Below are 17,447 nucleotides of genomic sequence, written 5' to 3'. Positions count from 1 at the left end.
CATGACCACGCTCAAGGCCAAGCTCCAGGAAGACCTCACCAACGCCATCAGGGCACGCGACGAGCTCGCTTCGTCCACGCTGCGCCTGACCCTGTCCGCCATCACCAACCAGGAGGTCGCGGGCAAGGAAGCACGCGTGCTCTCCGACGACGAAGTCCTCAAGGTGATCGCGAAGGAGGCGAAGAAGCGCCGCGAGGCCGCGGAGGCCTTCGCCCAGGGCGGCCGCGCCGAGCAGGCCGCGCGGGAGACCTTGGAGGGCGAGTTCCTCGACGCCTACCTGCCCAAGCAGCTGAGCGACGACGAGCTCGTCGCGATCGTGACGCAGGCGGTCGAGGAAGCCAAGGCGGCGGGTGCCGAGGGGCCGCGGGCCATGGGCGCCGTCATGAAGATCGTGAACCCGAAGGTCGCGGGCCTGGCGGAGGGCGGCCGGGTCGCCGCCGTCGTCAAGCGCCAGCTCTCCTGAACCGGGCGGGGGCTCGGTAGAACGGGAGCCGATCGGTAGGAACAGGAACAAGGGGAGGGCCCCGGCCGGATGATCCGGCCGGGGCCCTCCCCTTCGTTCTGCGCGTCCTGCGAGACCTACGTGTCCCGCTGACGGATGCGGCTCCGGTCCTACTGGTCCTCCCGGCCGCCGATCAGGCCGGGCTCCCCGGTGATCCCGCCGAACGGCGGCTTCTGGGAGTCGCCGCCGCCGCCCGCGCCGCCCGCGCCGCCGGTGGCTCCCGCGGCCGTCGCGCCGCCGGGCCGGCTGTCGCCGGGCTTGCCGTCACCGCCGGGCTTGTTCGGCTTGCCGGGCCTGTTCGGGGTCGGCGGGGTCGAGTTGCCGTTCCCGTTGCCCCGGCCGCCGTTGTTTCCGTTGCCGGCGCTCGGGAGCTGCGGTTCCGGGATGCTGATCGTGGCGAAGTCGGGGGCCTCGCGCCCCGACAGGGCGCCGGAGACCGCGTCGCGCCAGATCGGGCCGGGCAGTCCACCACCGAAGACCTTCGGGTAGTACTGCCCGCCGATGGTGATGTCCTCCATCGAGATCTTCTTCGCGCCGCCCGAGCCGACCCACACCGCGCCGGACATGTTCGGGGTGTAGCCGACGAACCAGGCGTTGTAACGGGAGTCCGTCGTACCGGTCTTGCCCGCGTTGTCGCGGTTGCTCAGGCCGGCCTTCTCACCGGTACCCGAGTCGACCACTCCGCGCAGCAGGGTGTTGATCGTGTCGGCGGTGTCCTTGGACATCGCCCGCTCGCACTTGGTCTTCGGCACCGCGAGGGCCTTGCCGTGGGCGTCGGTGATCGACTCCAGGGCGATCGGGGTGCAGTACGTACCCCGGTTGGCGAAGGTCGCGTACGCGTTGGCCATCGTCAGCGGCGACAGTTCGGCGGAGCCGAGCGCGATGGAGGGGGCCTCGGGCAGCTTCGAGCCGTCGGCCGGGATCACGCCGAGCTTCTGCGTCATCTCGGCCACCGGGCAGAGCCCGATCTCGCCGATCATCTGCACGAAGTAGGTGTTGATGGACTTCTCCATCGCCGTCCGCAGCGCGTAGGGACCGACCTCGTCCTCGGTCTCGTTCTCGGCCGTCGCGAGCTTCTTCTTGCCTTCCGGCAGGTTGACCCACTGGCTGCCGTCGCACTTGGGGATCGGGCTCGGGTAGTCGATCTTGTTGGGCGCCGAGTAGACCTTGGTCGGCGCCATGCCCTGTTCGAGGGCCGCGGCCGCGATGAACGGCTTGAACGTGGAGCCCACCTGGAAGCCGAAGTTGGAGCCGCCCATCCGCTTGTCCACGGAGTAGTTGATCTGCGTCTCGTTCTTCCCGAAGCCGTACGGCTTGGACTGTCCCATGGCCAGGACCCGGCCGGTGCCCGGCTGGATCATGGTCACGGCCGTGGCGATCGAGTCGTCCTCGTTGACGTGGTCCTTGATCGAGGCGTTCGCCGACTCCTGGGACTGCGGGTCCAGGGTCGTGCGGACGGTCAGGCCGCCCTGGTTCCAGATCTTCGCCCGGTCCTCGCGCGTCTTGCCGAACACCGGGTCCGACAGGAAGGTGTTGCGCACGTAGTCGCAGAAGAAGCCCGCGCCCTTGACCGCGGTGATGCAGCCGTTCTTCGGCCGGGTCACCTTCAGCTGGACCGGCTTCTTCTTCGCCTCCTCCGCCTCCGCCTGCGAGATGTCCTTCATGTCGGCCATCCGCTGGAGAACGGTGTTGCGGCGCTTCATCGCCTCCTGCGTGTCATTGACGGGGTCGTACCGGCTCGGCGACTGCACCAGGCCGGCCAGCAGCGCCGACTCGTCCATGGTGAGGTCCTTGGCGGGCTTGCTGAAGTAGCGCTGCGCCGCCGATTCGATCCCGTAGGCCTGCTGGCCGAAGTAGGTGATGTTGAGGTAGTTCTCGAGGATCTTCTTCTTCCCGAGCTCCTCCTCGACCTGGATCGAGTACTTGAGCTCGCGGATCTTGCGGCCGAGGCTCTTCTCCTGCGCCTCGCGCACCTTCGTCTCGTCGTCGCCGGCTTCCTCGACGAAGACGTTCTTCACGTACTGCTGCGTCAGCGTCGACGCGCCCTGGGCGGCGCCGCCCTCCTGCGCGTTGCGGTTCACCGCGCGCAGGATGCCCTTGAGGTCGACCGCGCCGTGTTCGTAGAAACGCGAGTCCTCGATGGCGACGATCGCCTTCTGCATGTACGGGGAGATCGCCGTCAGGGGGACGACCTGCCGGTCACGTGAATAGACGGTGGCGATCAGGCCACCTTCCGCGTCCAGAATCGTGGTGCGCTGACTCAACGGAGGCGTTTTGAGATTGGCCGGGATCTCGTCGAATCCCTCTACCGTGCCCTTGGCCGCGAGTCCCAGCGCGCCGGCGCCCGGGATCGCGATGCCGGCCAGTACGACTCCGGAGAGAACGGACACCCCGAGGAACTTGGCGGCCTGCTGTGGTCCCGTGAGCCCGCCGCCCGAGCGCTTCTTACCCATGGAGGGCAGCCTACGTTCTCATTCACCGGACACACGCGAATGCCTTGGCCTAAGCTGACCCCAACTGTCACAGCAGTGTGGTGCGACATCAACCCCTCGGCTTGTTTTTCACCCTTCCCGAATGGGGTGGACACATGTCCGAATCTCGCCCGTCGCTCTGTCGGCCGCTTACCGGCAGCCCCCGATTTCACCCGAATCGCCGGAATGGTCGGGCATGTCGCCGGATCACTCCGTCGGGTGATCTGCCGCTTACCCATAGTCCGTTCGGACCATTCAAGATTGGGCCCGTCGGGGGTGTTGCACTGTGCCCACCTTCCGTAACGTCCTCAACTGGCAGCGGTGAATATGCCGCTACCGCCGTGGGGGAGCCTCGATTCGGGAGAGGACGGCGCCGGGATGGGCTGGGTTACCGACTGGAGTGCGCAGGCAGCCTGCCGCACTACCGATCCGGATGAACTGTTCGTTCAAGGAGCGGCACAGAACAGGGCCAAGGCGGTGTGCACCGGATGTCCGGTGCGGACCGAGTGCCTGGCCGACGCGCTCGACAACCGTGTCGAGTTCGGAGTATGGGGCGGAATGACCGAGCGGGAACGACGCGCGCTGTTGCGCCGGCGTCCCACCGTCACCTCGTGGCGACGGCTGCTCGAAACCGCCCGCACGGAGTACGAACGCAGTACGGGCATCCTCACCATGGATGTCGACGCGGAGATCGACGTTCCGTACGAGACGTACGCGGCGGCCGGGTAGATCACCCGGGCACCACGTCGTACGCGAACCCTGCGAACGCCTACGCTCCGGCCGGTACCCCGGCCGCGAGGCACTCTCCGATGGCCCGCAGCCCGGCGAGGTCGTGCACGTCGCCGGGCAGGGCGGTCACTTCCGTCACCGCCACTTCGGGGTGCAGCGAGGTGAAGCGATCGCGTGTGCGCCGTTCACGCGCGATCACCTGCATCCGTTCCGCATGCAGGCGCAGCAGTCCTGCGGTGACCTCGTCCACGTCGGGGGAGCCGTCGTCGGGGGCGTCACGAAGTCCAGCTTTCCCGGACTCCTGATCGACAATGCCGCCCTCTTCAAGATTCTCTGCGGCGGACAGCGCCCGTTCCGCGGAGAGTTGGCCGGCGCCGCTCCCGTGGACCCGGTTCAGCACCAGGCCGGCCAGCGGCATCCGTTCCGCCGCCAGCCGTTCGACGAAGTACGCCGCCTCCCGCAGGGCGTCCGGTTCGGGCGCCGCGACCACGAGGAAGGCCGTACCGGGGGCCTGGAGCAGCCGGAACGTCGCGTCCGCGCGGGTGCGGAAGCCACCGAACATCGTGTCCATCGCGGCCACGAAGGTCTGGACGTCCTTCAGCAGCGAGGCGCCCATCAGCTTGCTCAGCGTGCCCGTCATCATCGACATGCCGACATTGAGGAACTTCATCCCGGCCCGGCCGCCGACCTTGGCCGGCGCCATCAGCACCCGGATGAACTTCCCGTCCAGGAAGGACCCGAGGCGCTTCGGCGCGTCGAGGAAGTCCAGCGCGGACCGGCTCGGCGGCGTGTCGACGATGATCAGGTCCCAGTCGTCCCGGGCCCGCAGTTGTCCCAGCTTCTCCATCGCCATGTACTCCTGCGTGCCCGCGAAACCGGCCGACAGGGACTGGTAGAAGGGGTTCGCCAGGATCGCCCGGGCCCGCTCGCCGTCCGCGTGCGCCTCGACGATCTCGTCGAAGGTCCGCTTCATGTCCAGCATCATGGCGTGCAGTTCGCCGGACCCGCCGTCCCCCTCCAGGGGGACCCTGCGCGGGGTGTTGTCCAGCGAGTCGATGCCCATGGACTGGGCGAGCCTGCGGGCCGGGTCGATGGTCAGCACGACGGCCTTGCGGCCCCGTTCGGCCGCCCGTACGCCGAGCGCCGCGGCCGTGGTGGTCTTGCCGACGCCGCCCGAGCCGCAGCACACCACGATCCGGATCTTCGGGTCGTCCAGCAGCGCGTCGACCGCCAGCCTCGGCGGAGTGTCCAGGCCCATGGTGTCCACACCCTCGCTCATTCGGCGTCCGCCTGCTTGCGCAGCTCCGCGGCCAGCTCGTAGAGCCCGGCCAGCTCCATCCCCGCCCCGAGCAGGGGGAGTTCGTACGTCGGCACGTCCAGCCCCGCCAGCGTGGCGCGCTGCTCGCGCTCCAGGCGGACCCGGCCCGCGTGTTCCGCGGCCTGCGCGAGCAGCGGCTCCACCAGCCGCTCGGCCAGCCCGCCGCGGCGGGCGCCGCCCAGCCCGGCCCGGGACAGGGCCTGCGCGATCTCGGCCCGGTGCTCGCCGGCGGCGGAGCGCAGGGTGTCCTCGTCCAAGTGGTGCGGGCGCACCATGTTCACGACGACGCGGCCCACCGGAAGGCCGGCTTCCCGCAGTTCGGCGATGCCGTCCGCGGTCTCCTGGACGGGCATCTCCTCCAGCAGCGTCACCAGGTGCACCTCGGTCTCCGGGGACTTGAGCACCTTCATGACGGCCTGGGCCTGGTTGTGGATCGGCCCGAACCGGGCGAGCCCGGCGACCTCGTCGTTGACGTTGAGGAAGCGGGTGATCCGCCCGGTCGGCGGGGCGTCCATGATCACGTGGTCGTAGACGAACCTGCCGGCCTTGTCCTTGCGCCGCACCGCCTCGCACGCCTTGCCGGTCAGCAGGACGTCCCGCAGGCCGGGCGCGATGGTCGTCGCGAAGTCGATCGCGCCGAGCTTCTTGAGCGCGCGGCCGGCCGAACCGAGCTTGTAGAACATCTGGAGGTAGTCCAGCAGCGCCCGTTCGGCGTCGATGGCGAGCGCGTACACCTCACCCCCGCCCCCGCCGGGCGCGACGGCGATCTTCCGCTCCTCGTAGGGGAGCGCTTCCGCGCCGAACAGCTGCGCGATGCCCTGCCTGCCCTCGACCTCCACAAGAAGTGTCCGCCTGCCCTCGCGTGCGAGGGCGAGCGCGAGTGCCGCGGCGACCGTGGTCTTGCCGGTGCCGCCCTTGCCGCTGACCACCTGGAGCCTGCTCACAGCGTCCGAGCCTAACGACTCGGTCCACGGGCCGCGCATGAGGCCCGCACGACAGGCATTACGCTCGCCCCATGAGCAAGAAGTTCGAATACGCGACGGTCCCCCTGCTGGTCCACGCCACCAAGCAGATCCTGGACACCTGGGGCGAGGACGGCTGGGAGCTCGTCCAGGTCGTGCCCGGCCCGAACAACCCCGAGCAGCTCGTCGCCTACCTCAAGCGGGAGAAGGCATGAGCGGCGTCGTCGACGCGAAGCTGGCCGAGCTCGGCCTGACGCTGCCGGAGGTCGTTCCTCCGCTGGCCACCTACCAGCCGGCCGTGCGCTCGGGTTCCTACGTGTTCACCGCCGGCCAGCTGCCGATGGTCAAGGGCAGCCTGCCGGTGACCGGCAAGGTCGGTGCCGAGGTGTCCGCGGAGCAGGCCAAGGAGCTCGCCGCGACCTGCGCGCTGAACGCCCTGGCCGCCGTCAAGTCGGTGGTCGGTGACCTCGACAAGATCGCCCGCGTCGTCAAGGTCGTCGGCTTCATCGCCTCCGCCCCGGACTTCACCGCCCAGCCGGGCGTGCTGAACGGCGCGAGCGAGCTGCTGGGCGCCGTCCTCGGCGAGAAGGGCGTCCACGCCCGCAGCGCGGTCGGCGTGGCGGTCCTGCCGCTGGACGCCCCCGTCGAGGTCGAGATCCAGGTCGAGCTGGTCCCCGGAGCCTGATCCGGGCTCCGCACCGCGCGACCGCAGCCCGGCCGCGCGGGCTTCGGGCATCGGGCCGCTGCTCCGGCAGCGGCCCTTTCCGTTTCCCGGGGCTCCGACCCTTCCGCCTCCTGCGGCTCCGACCTCCTCCGTTCACGCGGTTCCGACCCCCTCCGTTCGCTCGGGTCGCGCCCGCTGGGGCCCGTGGAGGCCGCCGGCCGGTCCGCCGTCGGGGCAGGTCACAGCGGGTGCCCCTCGAACATCGGGCCGGATGGTCGTAGCATCCGGCCATGCCGAACGGTCAGCACGGTCAGTCGTCGTCCAGCCAGCCCGCCGGGGGCCAGTGGTACCCCCCGGAGTGGCCCGACCGCATCCGCGCGCTCGCGGACGGCTCGCTCACCCCGGTCGCGCCCAGACGCGCCGCCACGGTGATGCTGCTGCGCGACACACCCGCCGGCCCCGCCGTGCACATGCTGCGCCGCCGCTCCTCCATGGCCTTCGCCGGTGGCGCCTACGCCTATCCGGGCGGCGGGGTCGACCCCCGCGACGAGGACCACCGCATCGGCTGGGCCGGCCCGGACCAGGACGCCTGGGCCGCACGCCTCGGCACCGACGCCGCCTCCGCGCAGGCCATCGTGTGCGGAGCCGTGCGGGAGACCTTCGAGGAGGCCGGGGTGCTGCTCGCGGGGCCGACCGCGGACACCGTCGTCGGCGACACCACCGGCGACGACTGGGAGGCCGACCGGCAGGCCCTCGTGGGCCGCGAGCTGTCCTTCGCCGAGTTCCTGGACCGGCGGGGCCTGCTGCTGCGCTCCGACCTGCTCGGCGCGTGGGCCCGCTGGATCACCCCGGAGTTCGAGCCCCGCCGCTACGACACGTGGTTCTTCGTCGCAGCCCTCCCCGAGGGGCAGCGCACCCGCAACGCCTCCACCGAGGCCGACCGGACCGTTTGGATCAGCCCCGCCGTCGCGGCCGACGGCTACGACAAGGGCGAGCTGCTGATGATGCCGCCCACCATCGCGACGCTGCGTTCGCTGGAGCCGTACGGGAGCGCCGCCGCGGCGCTCGTGGGCGCCGCCGCGCAGGACCTCACCGCCATCGTCGCCCGGGCCACCCTGGAGGACGGCGAGCTGGTGCTCAGCTGGCCGGGCCACGACGAGTTCACCAAGCGCGTCCGCTCCGACCGGCCGGGGGCCCCCTCATGACCGACGCCGCAGCCCTGCCCGGCCAGCCCCGCGGAGTGGTCTCCTCCGGGCCCGCGACCGCCCGCGCGGTCAACGTCCTGGCCCCCAACGCCTCCGCCATGACCCTGGACGGCACCAACACCTGGCTGGTCAGCGAACCGGATTCCGAGCTGGCCGTCGTCATCGACCCCGGCCCGCTCGACGAGGCCCACCTGAAGGCCGTCATCGCCGCCGCCGAGCAGGCCGGCAAGCGGATCGCGCTGACCCTGCTCACCCACGGCCACCCGGACCACGCCGAGGGCGCGGGCCGCTTCGCGGAACTCACCCGTACGAAGGTCCGCGCGCTCGATCCGGCCCTGCGGCTGGGCGACGAGGGACTCGCCGCGGGGAACGTCATCCGAACCGGCGGCCTGGAGATGCGGGTCGTGGCCACCCCCGGGCACACCTCCGACTCGCTCTGCTTCCACCTGCCGGCCGACCGGGCCGTCCTGACCGGCGACACGATCCTGGGTCGCGGCACCACCGTCGTCGCCCACCCCGACGGGCGCCTCGGCGACTATCTGGACTCCCTGCGCCGGCTGCGCTCCCTCACCGTCGACGACGGCGTGCACACGGTGCTGCCGGGCCACGGGCCGGTCCTGGAGGACGCCCAGGGGGCCGTCGAGTACTACCTGGCCCACCGCGCCCACCGGCTCGCCCAGGTCGAGACGGCCGTGGAGGACGGCTGCGTCACCCCCGAAGCGGTCGTCGCCCGGGTCTACGCGGACGTGGACCGGTCCCTCTGGCCGGCGGCAACGTGGTCCGTACGGGCGCAGCTGGAGTACCTTCAAGATCACGGACTGATCCCGGGGGGACCCGAATGAACACGCTCTTCGTGCTGCTCGCCGTGCTGGCCACCGCCGGGTGGATCACCTCGTCCGCGACGCTGCGCGCCAAGGCCCTGGAGGACAAGGTCGACCGGCTGGAACGCCGGCTCGGGCTGGTCCTGGACCACCTCGGCATCGAGGAGCCGGAGCCGGCCGGGCTGGACGAGGTGCGCGCCCTGATGCGCGAGGGCCGCACCGTTTCGGCCATCAAGGTCTACCGGGGCATCACCGGCGCGAGCCTGGTCGAGGCCAAGCGGGCCGTCGAGGCCATGGACGTCTCCTCGCGGGCCTGAGGCCCTCGCTCACGGCCGGGGCGACTTCGTGCCCAGCCGGGCCGTGTACTCGTCCGCGAGCCACGGGCCCAGGTCCTCCAGGTACCGGCGCGTCACCTCCGGGTCCGCAACGGGCTCCAGGGCCACCTCGGCGGCCTCCCGCAGCTGTGCGGCGCGCTCGGGGTAGTAGCGGCCGAAGACCTCCGCGGACGCGCGCAGGTCGCTGCTCCAGCCTCCCCACCGGGGCATCACCAGGGTGAACGCGGTGCGCACCAGGTGCCGGGAGAAGAAACGATTCATCTTGCGGTGCTCGGCGGCCGTGCGCGCGGCCTCGGCCCGCTTGCGCCATCGGGGCAGCAAGGTGGCCAGGTCGCCGTTCAGCTCGCGGGCCAGCAGGGCGTCCGGACGGTACCGGGGCAGGTGCTCGGCGAGGTCGTCCCCGAGCAGTGGCGTGCACAGGCAGGCGAGGAACCACCCCAGGTCGTCACGTTCCTGCTCGCTCAGCAGCCGGTCCTTGCCGAACAGCAGGATGCCGACGCCGTCGATCTCGCCGAACTCCTCGTCGAGTCCACGACCCAGCGCCTCGGTCGTGTCCCGGTCCTCATCGGTCGGCTCCCGGTGCAGGGCGATCAGCAGGTCGAGGTCGGAGCGCCCCGGACGGGCGGTCCCGCGCGGCACGGACCCGTACAGGTAGGCGCTGTGCAGCCGGCGCCCGTACGCCTCGGCGATCCGGCCCCGGGCGGCCGCGACGAGGTCGGCGAACGCCGGCTGCACCCGGCCGAGCGAGCCCTCCCGCTCGAAGTACCCGTCCGCGTCCAGCCCCCTGTGCTCCATGGCCCCCACTCTGCCCTTCCGCCGGCCGGAATCCGTCGCGTTCTCCCCGTCGCGTTCTCCTCCGATCCGCGCGCGGACCCGTACGGCCGGACGCGTGAAGGGGCCCCGCCCGACCGGGCAGGACCCCTTCACGACGACTGCCGCGGTGCGCGGCGCGGTGCGTCAGCGCGAGCGCTTCGCGAGGCGCTCCACGTCCAGCAGGATCACGGCGCGGGCCTCCAGGCGGAGCCAGCCGCGGCCCGCGAAGTCGGCCAGGGCCTTGTTCACGGTCTCGCGGGAGGCGCCGACGAGCTGCGCGAGCTCCTCCTGCGTCAGGTCGTGGACGACGTGGATGCCCTCCTCGGACTGCACGCCGAAGCGGCGCGACAGGTCGAGGAGCGCCCGGGCCACGCGGCCGGGAACGTCGGAGAAGACCAGGTCGGACATCTGGTCGTTGGTCTTGCGCAGGCGCCGGGCGACGGCGCGCAGTAGCGCGGTCGCTACCTCGGGCCGGGCGTTCAGCCACGGCTGGAGGTCACCGTGGCCGAGGCCGAGGAGCTTGACCTCGGTCAGCGCGGTGGCGGTGGCGGTGCGCGGGCCCGGGTCGAAGAGCGACAGCTCGCCGATCAGCTCGCCGGGGCCGAGGACGGCCAGCATGTTCTCGCGGCCGTCGGGGGAGGTGCGGTGCAGCTTCACCTTGCCCTCGGTCACCACGTACAGCCGGTCACCGGGGTCGCCCTCGTGGAACAGGGCGTCACCGCGTGCGAGGGTCACCTCGCCCATGGAGGCGCGGAGCTCCGCGGCCTGCTCGTCATCGAGCGCCGCGAAGAGCGGGGCGCGCCGCAGAACGTCGTCCACGAGTCTCTCTCCTATGTCGACCAGCCAGGGGACCGCTCCCCATTTTGCCGGACGGCTCAAACAGTGCGATCAATCACAAGGATGCCGGACGGAGGGGCGTGCTGTGCGGCGAGGGACCAATCGGAGTGGTGTTACCTGAGGTCCGGGCGGGTGTCAGCGCCCACCCTTAGGCTGGCCGGGTGTCCAATAAGCCGGTGAGAGCACAGGCCAAGGGGTCCGCAGGAGTGACGGGGACCCAAAATTCAGCCGTGGGCGAACAAGCCCCCGTGGCGGCGCCCAGGAAGGCCCCACCCGCCCCTCAGGGCAAAGCTTCGGCCAAGAAACCGAAGCCGGTGGCGGTCGCGAAGCCGGAATCCCACCTCGCGATGGTCCGCCGGGCCCGCCGGATCAACCGGGAACTGGCCGAGGTGTACCCGTACGCCCATCCGGAGCTCGACTTCCGCAATCCCTTCGAGCTGCTGGTCGCCACCGTGCTGTCCGCGCAGACCACCGACCTGCGGGTGAACCAGACGACGCCGGCCCTCTTCGCCGCCTACCCCACGCCCGAGGACATGGCGGCGGCCGCTCCCGAGGACCTGGAGGAGATCATCCGGCCGACCGGGTTCTTCCGGGCGAAGTCGAAGTCCCTCCTGGGCCTCTCCCAGGCCCTGCGGGACAACTTCGGCGGCGAGGTGCCGGGCCGCCTCGAAGACCTCGTCACCCTCCCGGGAGTCGGCCGCAAGACGGCGAACGTGGTCCTCGGCAACGCCTTCGGGGTCCCCGGGATCACCGTCGACACCCACTTCGGACGGCTGGTGCGCCGCTTCAAGTGGACCGAGCAGCAGGACCCGGAGAAGGTCGAGGCGGAGATCTGCGCGATCTTCCCCAAGAGCGAGTGGACGATGCTCTCGCACCGGGTCGTCTTCCACGGCCGCCGCATCTGCCACTCCCGCAGGCCCGCCTGCGGCGCCTGCCCCATCGCCCCGCTCTGCCCGTCGTACGGAGAGGGCGAAACGGACCCGGAGAAGGCCGAGAAGCTGCTGAAGTACGAGAAGGGCGGGCAGCCGGGCCAGCGCCTGACCCCGCCCCCGGACTACCCGGGCCTGCCGGCCCCGCCGCTGGGGGCCCGTACGGAGGCCTGAGCGGCGGTGCACCGGGTACGGAGGGAACGGGAGCCGGCGGCCCCCGTACCGCCGTACGGGGTGTCGCGGAACGAATCGGTACCCGGACCGCGTTCAGCGGTGTGGGAGAACACGGACAGGGGTGCCTATGACGCGCGGGACACGGGACGAGACCACGGCGGCCCCGGCCGCCCGCGAGGGCCTGACCCTCACGACCACCGGCCTGCCCGCCTGGCTCGAACCCGTGGTGGCGGCGGCCGGGACCGTGCAGCCGCGCCAGCTCAGCCGCTTCCTGCCCCCCGAGGACGGCCGCGGCCGGCAGTCCGCCGTACTGATCCTCTTCGGTGAGGGCCCGCGCGGCCCGGAGCTGCTGCTCCAGGAACGTGCCGGCACCCTGCGCTCGCACGCGGGCCAGCCCTCCTTCCCGGGCGGCGCCCTCGATCCGGAGGACGGCGACCCCCACACCACCGGCCCGCTGCGCGCCGCGCTGCGCGAGGCCGTGGAGGAGACCGGGCTCGATCCGTCGGGGGTCCAACTCTTCGGGGTGCTGCCCCGGCTCTACATCCCGGTCAGCGAGTTCGTGGTGAGCCCGGTACTGGGCTGGTGGCGCGAGCCCTCCCCGGTCGGCGCGGTGGACCCGGCGGAGACGGCCCGGGTCTTCACGGTGCCCGTGGCGGATCTCACGGACCCCGAGAACCGGGTCACGGTGGTCCACCCGGGCGGGTACCAGGGCCCCGCGTTCCTGGTGGAATCGGCCCTGGTCTGGGGCTTCACCGCCGGGGTGATCGACCGGATCCTGCACTTCGCGGGCTGGGAGCTGCCGTGGGACCGCTCACGTCACGTCCCGCTCGACTGGCGTGCATGAGACGGTGGCCCACGTGAACGTGCTGGACATCCTGTTGCTGGTCGCCGCCGTGTGGTTCGCGATCGTCGGCTACCGCCAGGGGTTCGTCGTCGGCATCCTGTCGGTGATCGGCTTCCTCGGCGGTGGTCTCGTCGCCGTGTCCCTGCTGCCCCTGATCTGGGACCGGGTGACCGACAACGGCACCCAGGTCACCACGACCGTCGTCGTCATCGCCGTCGTCGTGATCATCATCTGCGCCTCGATCGGTCAGGCCCTGACCACCCATCTGGGCAACCGGCTCAGACGCCACATCACCTGGTCACCGGCCCGCGCCGTCGACGCGACCGGCGGGGCGCTGGTCAACGTCGTCGCGATGCTGCTGGTGGCCTGGCTGATCGGGCTGCTGCTCGCGGGGACCTCGCTGCCCACGCTGGGCAAGGAGGTCCGCAACTCCAAGATCCTCCTCGGTGTGTCGGAAGTGCTCCCCGCCCAGGCGAACACCTGGTTCTCCGACTTCAGCACCACCCTCGCCCGCAACGGCTTCCCGCAGGTCTTCAGCCCGTTCTCGAACGAGCCGATCACCGAGGTCAAGGCGCCCGACCCGGACCTCGCCAGCAGCGGCGTGGCCGAGCAGGCGAAGCTCTCGATCGTGAAGGTCGTCGGGACCGCGCCCAGTTGCAGCAAGGTCCTGGAGGGCACCGGCTTCGTCTTCGCCCCGGGCAAGGTCATGACCAACGCGCACGTCGTCGGCGGCGTCGGCGAGCCGACCGTCCAGGTCGGCGGCGAGGGCAAGCTCTACGACGGCAAGGTCGTGCTCTACGACTGGGAGCGCGACATCGCCGTCCTGGACGTGCCCAAGCTGAAGGCCCCGGTACTGGAGTTCGCCGAGAAGGACGCGGCGAGCGGCAGCGACGCCATCGTCGCCGGCTTCCCGGAGAACGGCGCGTACGACGTGCGCGCGGCCCGCGTCCGCGGCCGGATCAACGCCAACGGCCCGGACATCTACCACCGGGGCACCGTCCAGCGCGACGTCTACTCGCTCTACGCGACCGTGCGCCAGGGCAACTCCGGCGGCCCGCTGCTCACGCCCGACGGCAAGGTGTACGGGGTCGTCTTCGCGAAGTCGCTCGACGACCCGAACACCGGGTACGCCCTGACGGCGGACGAGATCCGCGAGGACATCCGCATCGGCCGGACCGCCGACCGGCGGGCCGACAGCCAGGGCTGCGCCCTGTGACGGCCGTCGACTGACGTGTGAGGGGGCACCGCGTTCCGCGCGGTGCCCCTGCTGGTTTCGCGGTCTCCCCGCGCCGTCTCTACATGCGCGGGTGGCGCAGCCTGGCCGAGACCCAGCGGGCCCGGCGGCGCAGGATGCGTGGGATTCCGAGCCGGGGGTCGTGAAGGTCCCGACCGGTCCTGTCGTGATCGCCCGGCGCTGTGGCCGAGCGGCGTTCGCGTGCGGTGTCACCGTAGTCGTGCGTCCAGCCCATACAACGAGCTGTGCCCGGGGCCCAAGGTCGGTAATCCCGTGCGGGGCGGCCAATTGGCCTATGCGTCGGGCAATTGAATGCTCGTAAGACAGACATACGAATCATCCGCGGACCCGTCATCGACGCCGGACGGTCCGTCAAGAACCGTCGGACCGGGTGCCGGTGTGCGGAAGAGCCGGTCACCGGTCGGGTTCGGGATCCCCCAGCCAGTTCACCAGCTCGGTCGAGAAGGCCACCGGGTCCTCCTCGTGCGGGAAGTGCCCGAGCCCGTCGAACAGCCGCCAGCGGTACGGGGCTTCGACGTACTCGCCGGATCCGGCGGCGCTGCGCGTACGCATCACGGGGTCGAGGGAGCCGTGCAGGTGCAGGGTCGGTACCCGCACGGGCCGCTTCATGCGCCGGTTGAACTGGAGTCCGTCGGGGCGGGCCATCGACCGCATCATCCACCGGTACGGCTCGATCGAGCAGTGGGCCGTGGAGGGGATGCACATCGCCCGCCGGTACACGGCCAGCGCCTCCTCGTCCGCCCCGTCCTCCTGGAAGCGCGGCCCGGACCAGTCACGGATCAACTGCCCGACGAGGGCCCCGTCGTCGGCGACGAGCTGCCGCTCCGGGATGAACGGCCGTTGGAAGCCCCAGATGTGCGAACTCGCCCGGGTCTGACCGAAGTCGGCCAGCATCGCCGAGCGCCAGCGGCGCGGGTGCGGCATCGAGGAGACGACCAGTCGGCGCACCAGCTTGGGCCGCATCACGGCGGCCGTCCAGGCGAGGTAGCCACCCAGGTCGTGCCCGACGAGGGCGGCGTCCGGCTCGCCGAGGGACCGTACGACGCCGGTGATGTCGAGCGCGAGGTTCGCCGGGTCGTAACCGCGCGGGGTGCGGTCGCTGCCGCCGACGCCGCGCAGGTCCATGGCGACCGCGCGGTAGCCGGCGTCGGCGAGGGCGGTCAGCTGGTGCCGCCAGGTCCACCAGAACTGCGGGAACCCGTGCAGCAGGAGGACCAGCGGGCCTTCCCCGACCTCCGCGACGTGGAACCTCGCGCCGTTCGCCGCGACGTCCCGGTGGGTCACCGGCCGCCCGTCGGGCAGGTCGAGCCGGACCGCCGTGGCGGCGGTGGGCGGGGTACCGGCGTCGGGCGAGGGGGCTGTCATGAGGTCGAGCGTGCCACACCCACGACGTTGTCACTGACCGGGCGCGGGTGCGGCTTGACGGTACCGACGAGGGCCGCGGTCTGCTTGACGGAGTCGATCGTCTTCGTGGGCGGCTTGACCTTCTTGAACTTCGATACGGCCAGCAGTCCGATGAGGCCCGCGAGCAGCCAGAACGCGCCACCGACGATCAGGAACGACCACGCGAGCCCGAGCCCGAGATTGTGGATGCCGTACGCCGCGGCGAAACTCAGTACGGGGAGGGAGAAGAGCAGAAGCACTCCCGCGACGATCGCGGCTCCGCTGCCGATGCCCGCGCGCTTGACGTCCTGCTTGATCTCCACCTTCGCGAGGGCGATCTCGTCGTGCACCAAGGCCGACATCTCGGCGGTGGCCGAGGCGACCAGCTGGCCGAGCGTGCGCTCGGCTCCCGGGGTCCCCTGGTCCTCCACTGCGCTCATCTCTGATCTCCCTCTGTCGTCTGCTTCCGGCGGCTGTCCTGCGTCGTCAGACAGATCATGCCGGACGGTTGCCGCCCGCGCTGGACCCGCCCGCCGCTTCGGAGCCGGCGGGAGTCGCGGCGGCGGCCCTGCGGCGGTGCTCCGCGGCCTTGTCCTCGTAGATCTTCGCCATCCGCAGGTGGTAGTCCGGCTTGTCCTGTTCGTAGATGTCCGGGATGCCGTCGAGGTCCTCGTCGAGCTCCTCCGCCTCGGTCAGGGCCCGGTACTTGCGGTCGCGCATCTTCAGCAGGACGCTCGCGAGGATCGCCGCGATGAGCGAGCCGATGAGGACCGCGGCCTTGACCTCGTCCATCAGGACGGCGTCCCCGGGGAAGGCGAGTTCGCCGATCAGCAGGGACACGGTGAAGCCGATGCCGGCCAGCGAGGCCACCGCGAACACGTCGGGCCAGGCCAGGTCGTCGTTCAGCTCGGCCTTGGTGAAGCGGGCTGCGAGCCAGGTGCCGCCGAAGATGCCGACGGTCTTGCCGACGACCAGGCCGAGGACCACGCCGAGGGTCTCCGGGCGGGTGAAGACCTGCGCGATGGAGTCGTCGGAGAGCGAGACCCCGGCGGAGAACAGGGCGAAGAGGGGGACGGCCAGTCCGGCGGACAGCGGCCGGACCAGGTGCTCGATGTGCTCGCCGGGGGAGTGCTCCTCGCCGTCCTCGCGGGTGCAGCGGAGCATCAGGCCCATGGCGACACCGGCGATGGTGGCGTGGACCCCGCTGTTGTACATCAGGGCCCAGATGGCCAGGGCGAGCGGGACGTACACGTACCAACCGCGGACGCCGGCGCGGAGCAGGAACCAGAACAGGACCAGGCCGACGACGGCTCCGCCCAGGGCCAGGAAGTTGATCCCGCTGGTGAAGAACACCGCGATGATCAGGATGGCGAAGAGGTCGTCGACGACGGCGAGGGTCAGCAGGAAGGCGCGCAACGCGGAGGGCAGGGAGGTGCCGATGACCGCGAGGACGGCGAGCGCGAAGGCGATGTCGGTGGCGGTCGGGACGGCCCAGCCGTCCATCGAGCCGCTGCCGAACGTGTTGACCAGGACGTAGACCAGCGCGGGTACCGCCATGCCGCAGAGCGCGGCGATCACCGGGAGGGCAGCGGCCTTGGCGTCGCTGAGGTCGCCGGCGACGAGTTCGCGCTTGAGCTCGATGCCCGCCACGAAGAAGAAGATCGCGAGCAGGCCGTCGGCCGCCCAGTGCTGGAGCGAGAGGTCGAGGCCGAGGGAGGCGGGCCCGATGTGGAAGGAGCGGACGCTGTTGTAGCTGTCCGAGATACCGGGGATGTTCGCCCACATGAGGGCGGCGATCGCGGCCACCAGGAGGAGGACGCCGCCGACGGTTTCGGTGCGCAGCGCGTTCCCGACGAAGCGCGACTCGGGGAGCGAGAGCCGACCGAGGAACTTGCGGGTGGGCGTGGGGGTGGCCACGGTGGGGAACCTCCGGGTGGTCGACGGCATGGCAAATGCTGTTGCCGACCAGACTTCCCGGCGCACCCTGAGACTTTCAGGCGTCAAAAATTGACGCTTCTCTTACATTACAGGGCGTGCGCGGTCGTATCAGGTGATCTTCACCTTAAACGGGAGGGAGGCGTGCGGCGCGGTGTGGGGCGGGCGCCCCCCCAGGTGGGGGCCCCCGGTCCCGCAGTCCGTCGGGCCGGTTGGCGCGGGGGGTCGTGAGTCCGACGCGGGGGGGCGGGGCCGCGTGTTGTGGGTAAA

Annotated in this window: 18 protein-coding genes; 10 read left to right on the top strand and 8 right to left on the bottom strand. The window is 71.1% G+C overall.

The features are described 5' to 3' along the window. Position 1: 1 nt before the first annotated feature. Positions 2 to 463 (top strand): GatB/YqeY domain-containing protein, encoded by a 462-nt coding sequence (locus ACFY0I_RS05845; protein ID WP_281208029.1) that lies wholly within the window; start codon positions 2 to 4, stop codon positions 461 to 463. 149 nt (positions 464 to 612) lie between these two features. On the opposite strand, the gene ACFY0I_RS05840 is transcribed toward ACFY0I_RS05845, so the two are convergent. Then, a complete protein-coding gene (locus ACFY0I_RS05840; protein ID WP_388890755.1) occupies positions 613 to 2,955 on the bottom strand; it encodes a transglycosylase domain-containing protein in 2,343 nt (780 codons plus the stop codon). A 396-nt stretch (positions 2,956 to 3,351) separates the two neighbouring features. Here ACFY0I_RS05840 and ACFY0I_RS05835 point away from each other — a divergent pair, with 396 nt between their 5' ends. Then, a complete protein-coding gene (locus tag ACFY0I_RS05835) occupies positions 3,352 to 3,702 on the top strand; it encodes a WhiB family transcriptional regulator (RefSeq protein ID WP_053676911.1) in 351 nt (116 codons plus the stop codon). Positions 3,703 to 3,742: 40 nt separating this feature from the next. Here the strand turns inward: ACFY0I_RS05835 and ACFY0I_RS05830 are convergent, their stop codons facing one another. Further along, on the bottom strand, positions 3,743 to 4,960 hold the full coding sequence (locus ACFY0I_RS05830) for an ArsA family ATPase (RefSeq protein WP_388891780.1): 1,218 nt from the start codon (positions 4,958 to 4,960) through the stop codon (positions 3,743 to 3,745). A gap of 17 nt (positions 4,961 to 4,977) precedes the next feature. Next, positions 4,978 to 5,964 (bottom strand): ArsA-related P-loop ATPase, encoded by a 987-nt coding sequence (locus ACFY0I_RS05825; RefSeq protein ID WP_388890752.1) that lies wholly within the window; start codon positions 5,962 to 5,964, stop codon positions 4,978 to 4,980. Between the two features lie 71 nt (positions 5,965 to 6,035). Here ACFY0I_RS05825 and ACFY0I_RS05820 point away from each other — a divergent pair, with 71 nt between their 5' ends. The 5 genes from ACFY0I_RS05820 (at position 6,036) to ACFY0I_RS05800 (ending at position 8,989) form a co-directional block, all read left to right on the top strand. Continuing rightward, positions 6,036 to 6,197, top strand: a complete 162-nt coding sequence (locus ACFY0I_RS05820) for a DUF4177 domain-containing protein (RefSeq protein ID WP_008742438.1) — start codon at positions 6,036 to 6,038, stop codon at positions 6,195 to 6,197. Continuing rightward, entirely contained in the window at positions 6,194 to 6,667 is a 474-nt protein-coding gene (locus ACFY0I_RS05815) for a RidA family protein (RefSeq protein WP_388890750.1), read from the top strand. The genes ACFY0I_RS05820 and ACFY0I_RS05815 overlap by 4 nt, the downstream gene beginning before the upstream one ends. A 269-nt stretch (positions 6,668 to 6,936) precedes the next feature. Beyond that, positions 6,937 to 7,851 carry an NUDIX hydrolase gene (locus ACFY0I_RS05810; RefSeq protein ID WP_388890747.1) on the top strand — a complete coding sequence of 305 codons (915 nt, stop codon included), beginning with the start codon at positions 6,937 to 6,939 and terminating at the stop codon, positions 7,849 to 7,851. Next, on the top strand, positions 7,848 to 8,693 hold the full coding sequence (locus tag ACFY0I_RS05805) for an MBL fold metallo-hydrolase (protein ID WP_388890744.1): 846 nt from the start codon (positions 7,848 to 7,850) through the stop codon (positions 8,691 to 8,693). Before ACFY0I_RS05810 ends, ACFY0I_RS05805 begins: the two co-directional genes overlap by 4 nt. After that, positions 8,690 to 8,989 carry a hypothetical protein gene (locus ACFY0I_RS05800; protein ID WP_388890742.1) on the top strand — a complete coding sequence of 100 codons (300 nt, stop codon included), beginning with the start codon at positions 8,690 to 8,692 and terminating at the stop codon, positions 8,987 to 8,989. Before ACFY0I_RS05805 ends, ACFY0I_RS05800 begins: the two co-directional genes overlap by 4 nt. A gap of 9 nt (positions 8,990 to 8,998) precedes the next feature. Here the strand turns inward: ACFY0I_RS05800 and ACFY0I_RS05795 are convergent, their stop codons facing one another. Together ACFY0I_RS05795 and ACFY0I_RS05790 are read right to left on the bottom strand one after the other, a co-directional pair. Beyond that, complete coding sequence (locus ACFY0I_RS05795; protein WP_388890740.1) at positions 8,999 to 9,802, bottom strand: nucleotidyltransferase domain-containing protein; 804 nt, start codon at positions 9,800 to 9,802, stop codon at positions 8,999 to 9,001. Between the two features lie 162 nt (positions 9,803 to 9,964). Further along, positions 9,965 to 10,639: a Crp/Fnr family transcriptional regulator gene (locus tag ACFY0I_RS05790; RefSeq protein WP_003981529.1), complete on the bottom strand. Its 675-nt coding sequence runs from the start codon at positions 10,637 to 10,639 to the stop codon at positions 9,965 to 9,967. Between the two features lie 248 nt (positions 10,640 to 10,887). Between ACFY0I_RS05790 and nth the strand changes: the two genes are divergently transcribed. The 3 genes from nth to ACFY0I_RS05775 all read left to right on the top strand — a co-directional run bounded on the left by nth (position 10,888) and on the right by ACFY0I_RS05775 (position 13,820). Next, positions 10,888 to 11,760, top strand: a complete 873-nt coding sequence (gene nth, locus ACFY0I_RS05785; protein WP_388890737.1) for an endonuclease III — start codon at positions 10,888 to 10,890, stop codon at positions 11,758 to 11,760. A gap of 127 nt (positions 11,761 to 11,887) precedes the next feature. Next, positions 11,888 to 12,604: an NUDIX hydrolase gene (locus tag ACFY0I_RS05780; RefSeq protein ID WP_388890735.1), complete on the top strand. Its 717-nt coding sequence runs from the start codon at positions 11,888 to 11,890 to the stop codon at positions 12,602 to 12,604. A gap of 13 nt (positions 12,605 to 12,617) precedes the next feature. After that, the gene (locus ACFY0I_RS05775; RefSeq protein ID WP_388890733.1) at positions 12,618 to 13,820 is read left to right on the top strand and encodes a MarP family serine protease; all 1,203 of its coding nucleotides are present in this window, start codon (positions 12,618 to 12,620) and stop codon (positions 13,818 to 13,820) included. A gap of 432 nt (positions 13,821 to 14,252) precedes the next feature. Here ACFY0I_RS05775 and ACFY0I_RS05770 read toward each other — a convergent pair whose 3' ends face one another. From ACFY0I_RS05770 to nhaA, 3 genes are read right to left on the bottom strand one after another with little or no spacing between them, the layout of a single operon-like run. Further along, a complete protein-coding gene (locus ACFY0I_RS05770) occupies positions 14,253 to 15,224 on the bottom strand; it encodes an alpha/beta fold hydrolase (protein WP_388890730.1) in 972 nt (323 codons plus the stop codon). Beyond that, on the bottom strand, positions 15,221 to 15,682 hold the full coding sequence (locus tag ACFY0I_RS05765; RefSeq protein WP_388890727.1) for a phage holin family protein: 462 nt from the start codon (positions 15,680 to 15,682) through the stop codon (positions 15,221 to 15,223). Before ACFY0I_RS05765 ends, ACFY0I_RS05770 begins: the two co-directional genes overlap by 4 nt. Before the next feature lie 55 nt (positions 15,683 to 15,737). After that, positions 15,738 to 17,159 (bottom strand): Na+/H+ antiporter NhaA, encoded by a 1,422-nt coding sequence (nhaA, locus tag ACFY0I_RS05760; RefSeq protein WP_388890724.1) that lies wholly within the window; start codon positions 17,157 to 17,159, stop codon positions 15,738 to 15,740. Positions 17,160 to 17,447 lie beyond the last annotated feature (288 nt).

The sequence above is a fragment of the Streptomyces sp. NPDC001568 genome, assembly GCF_042893755.1.
Taxonomy (GTDB): Bacteria; Actinomycetota; Actinomycetes; order Streptomycetales; family Streptomycetaceae; genus Streptomyces.
Note: the sequence above shows the minus strand (reverse complement) of the source record. Positions and strands in the feature narration are given on the sequence as shown.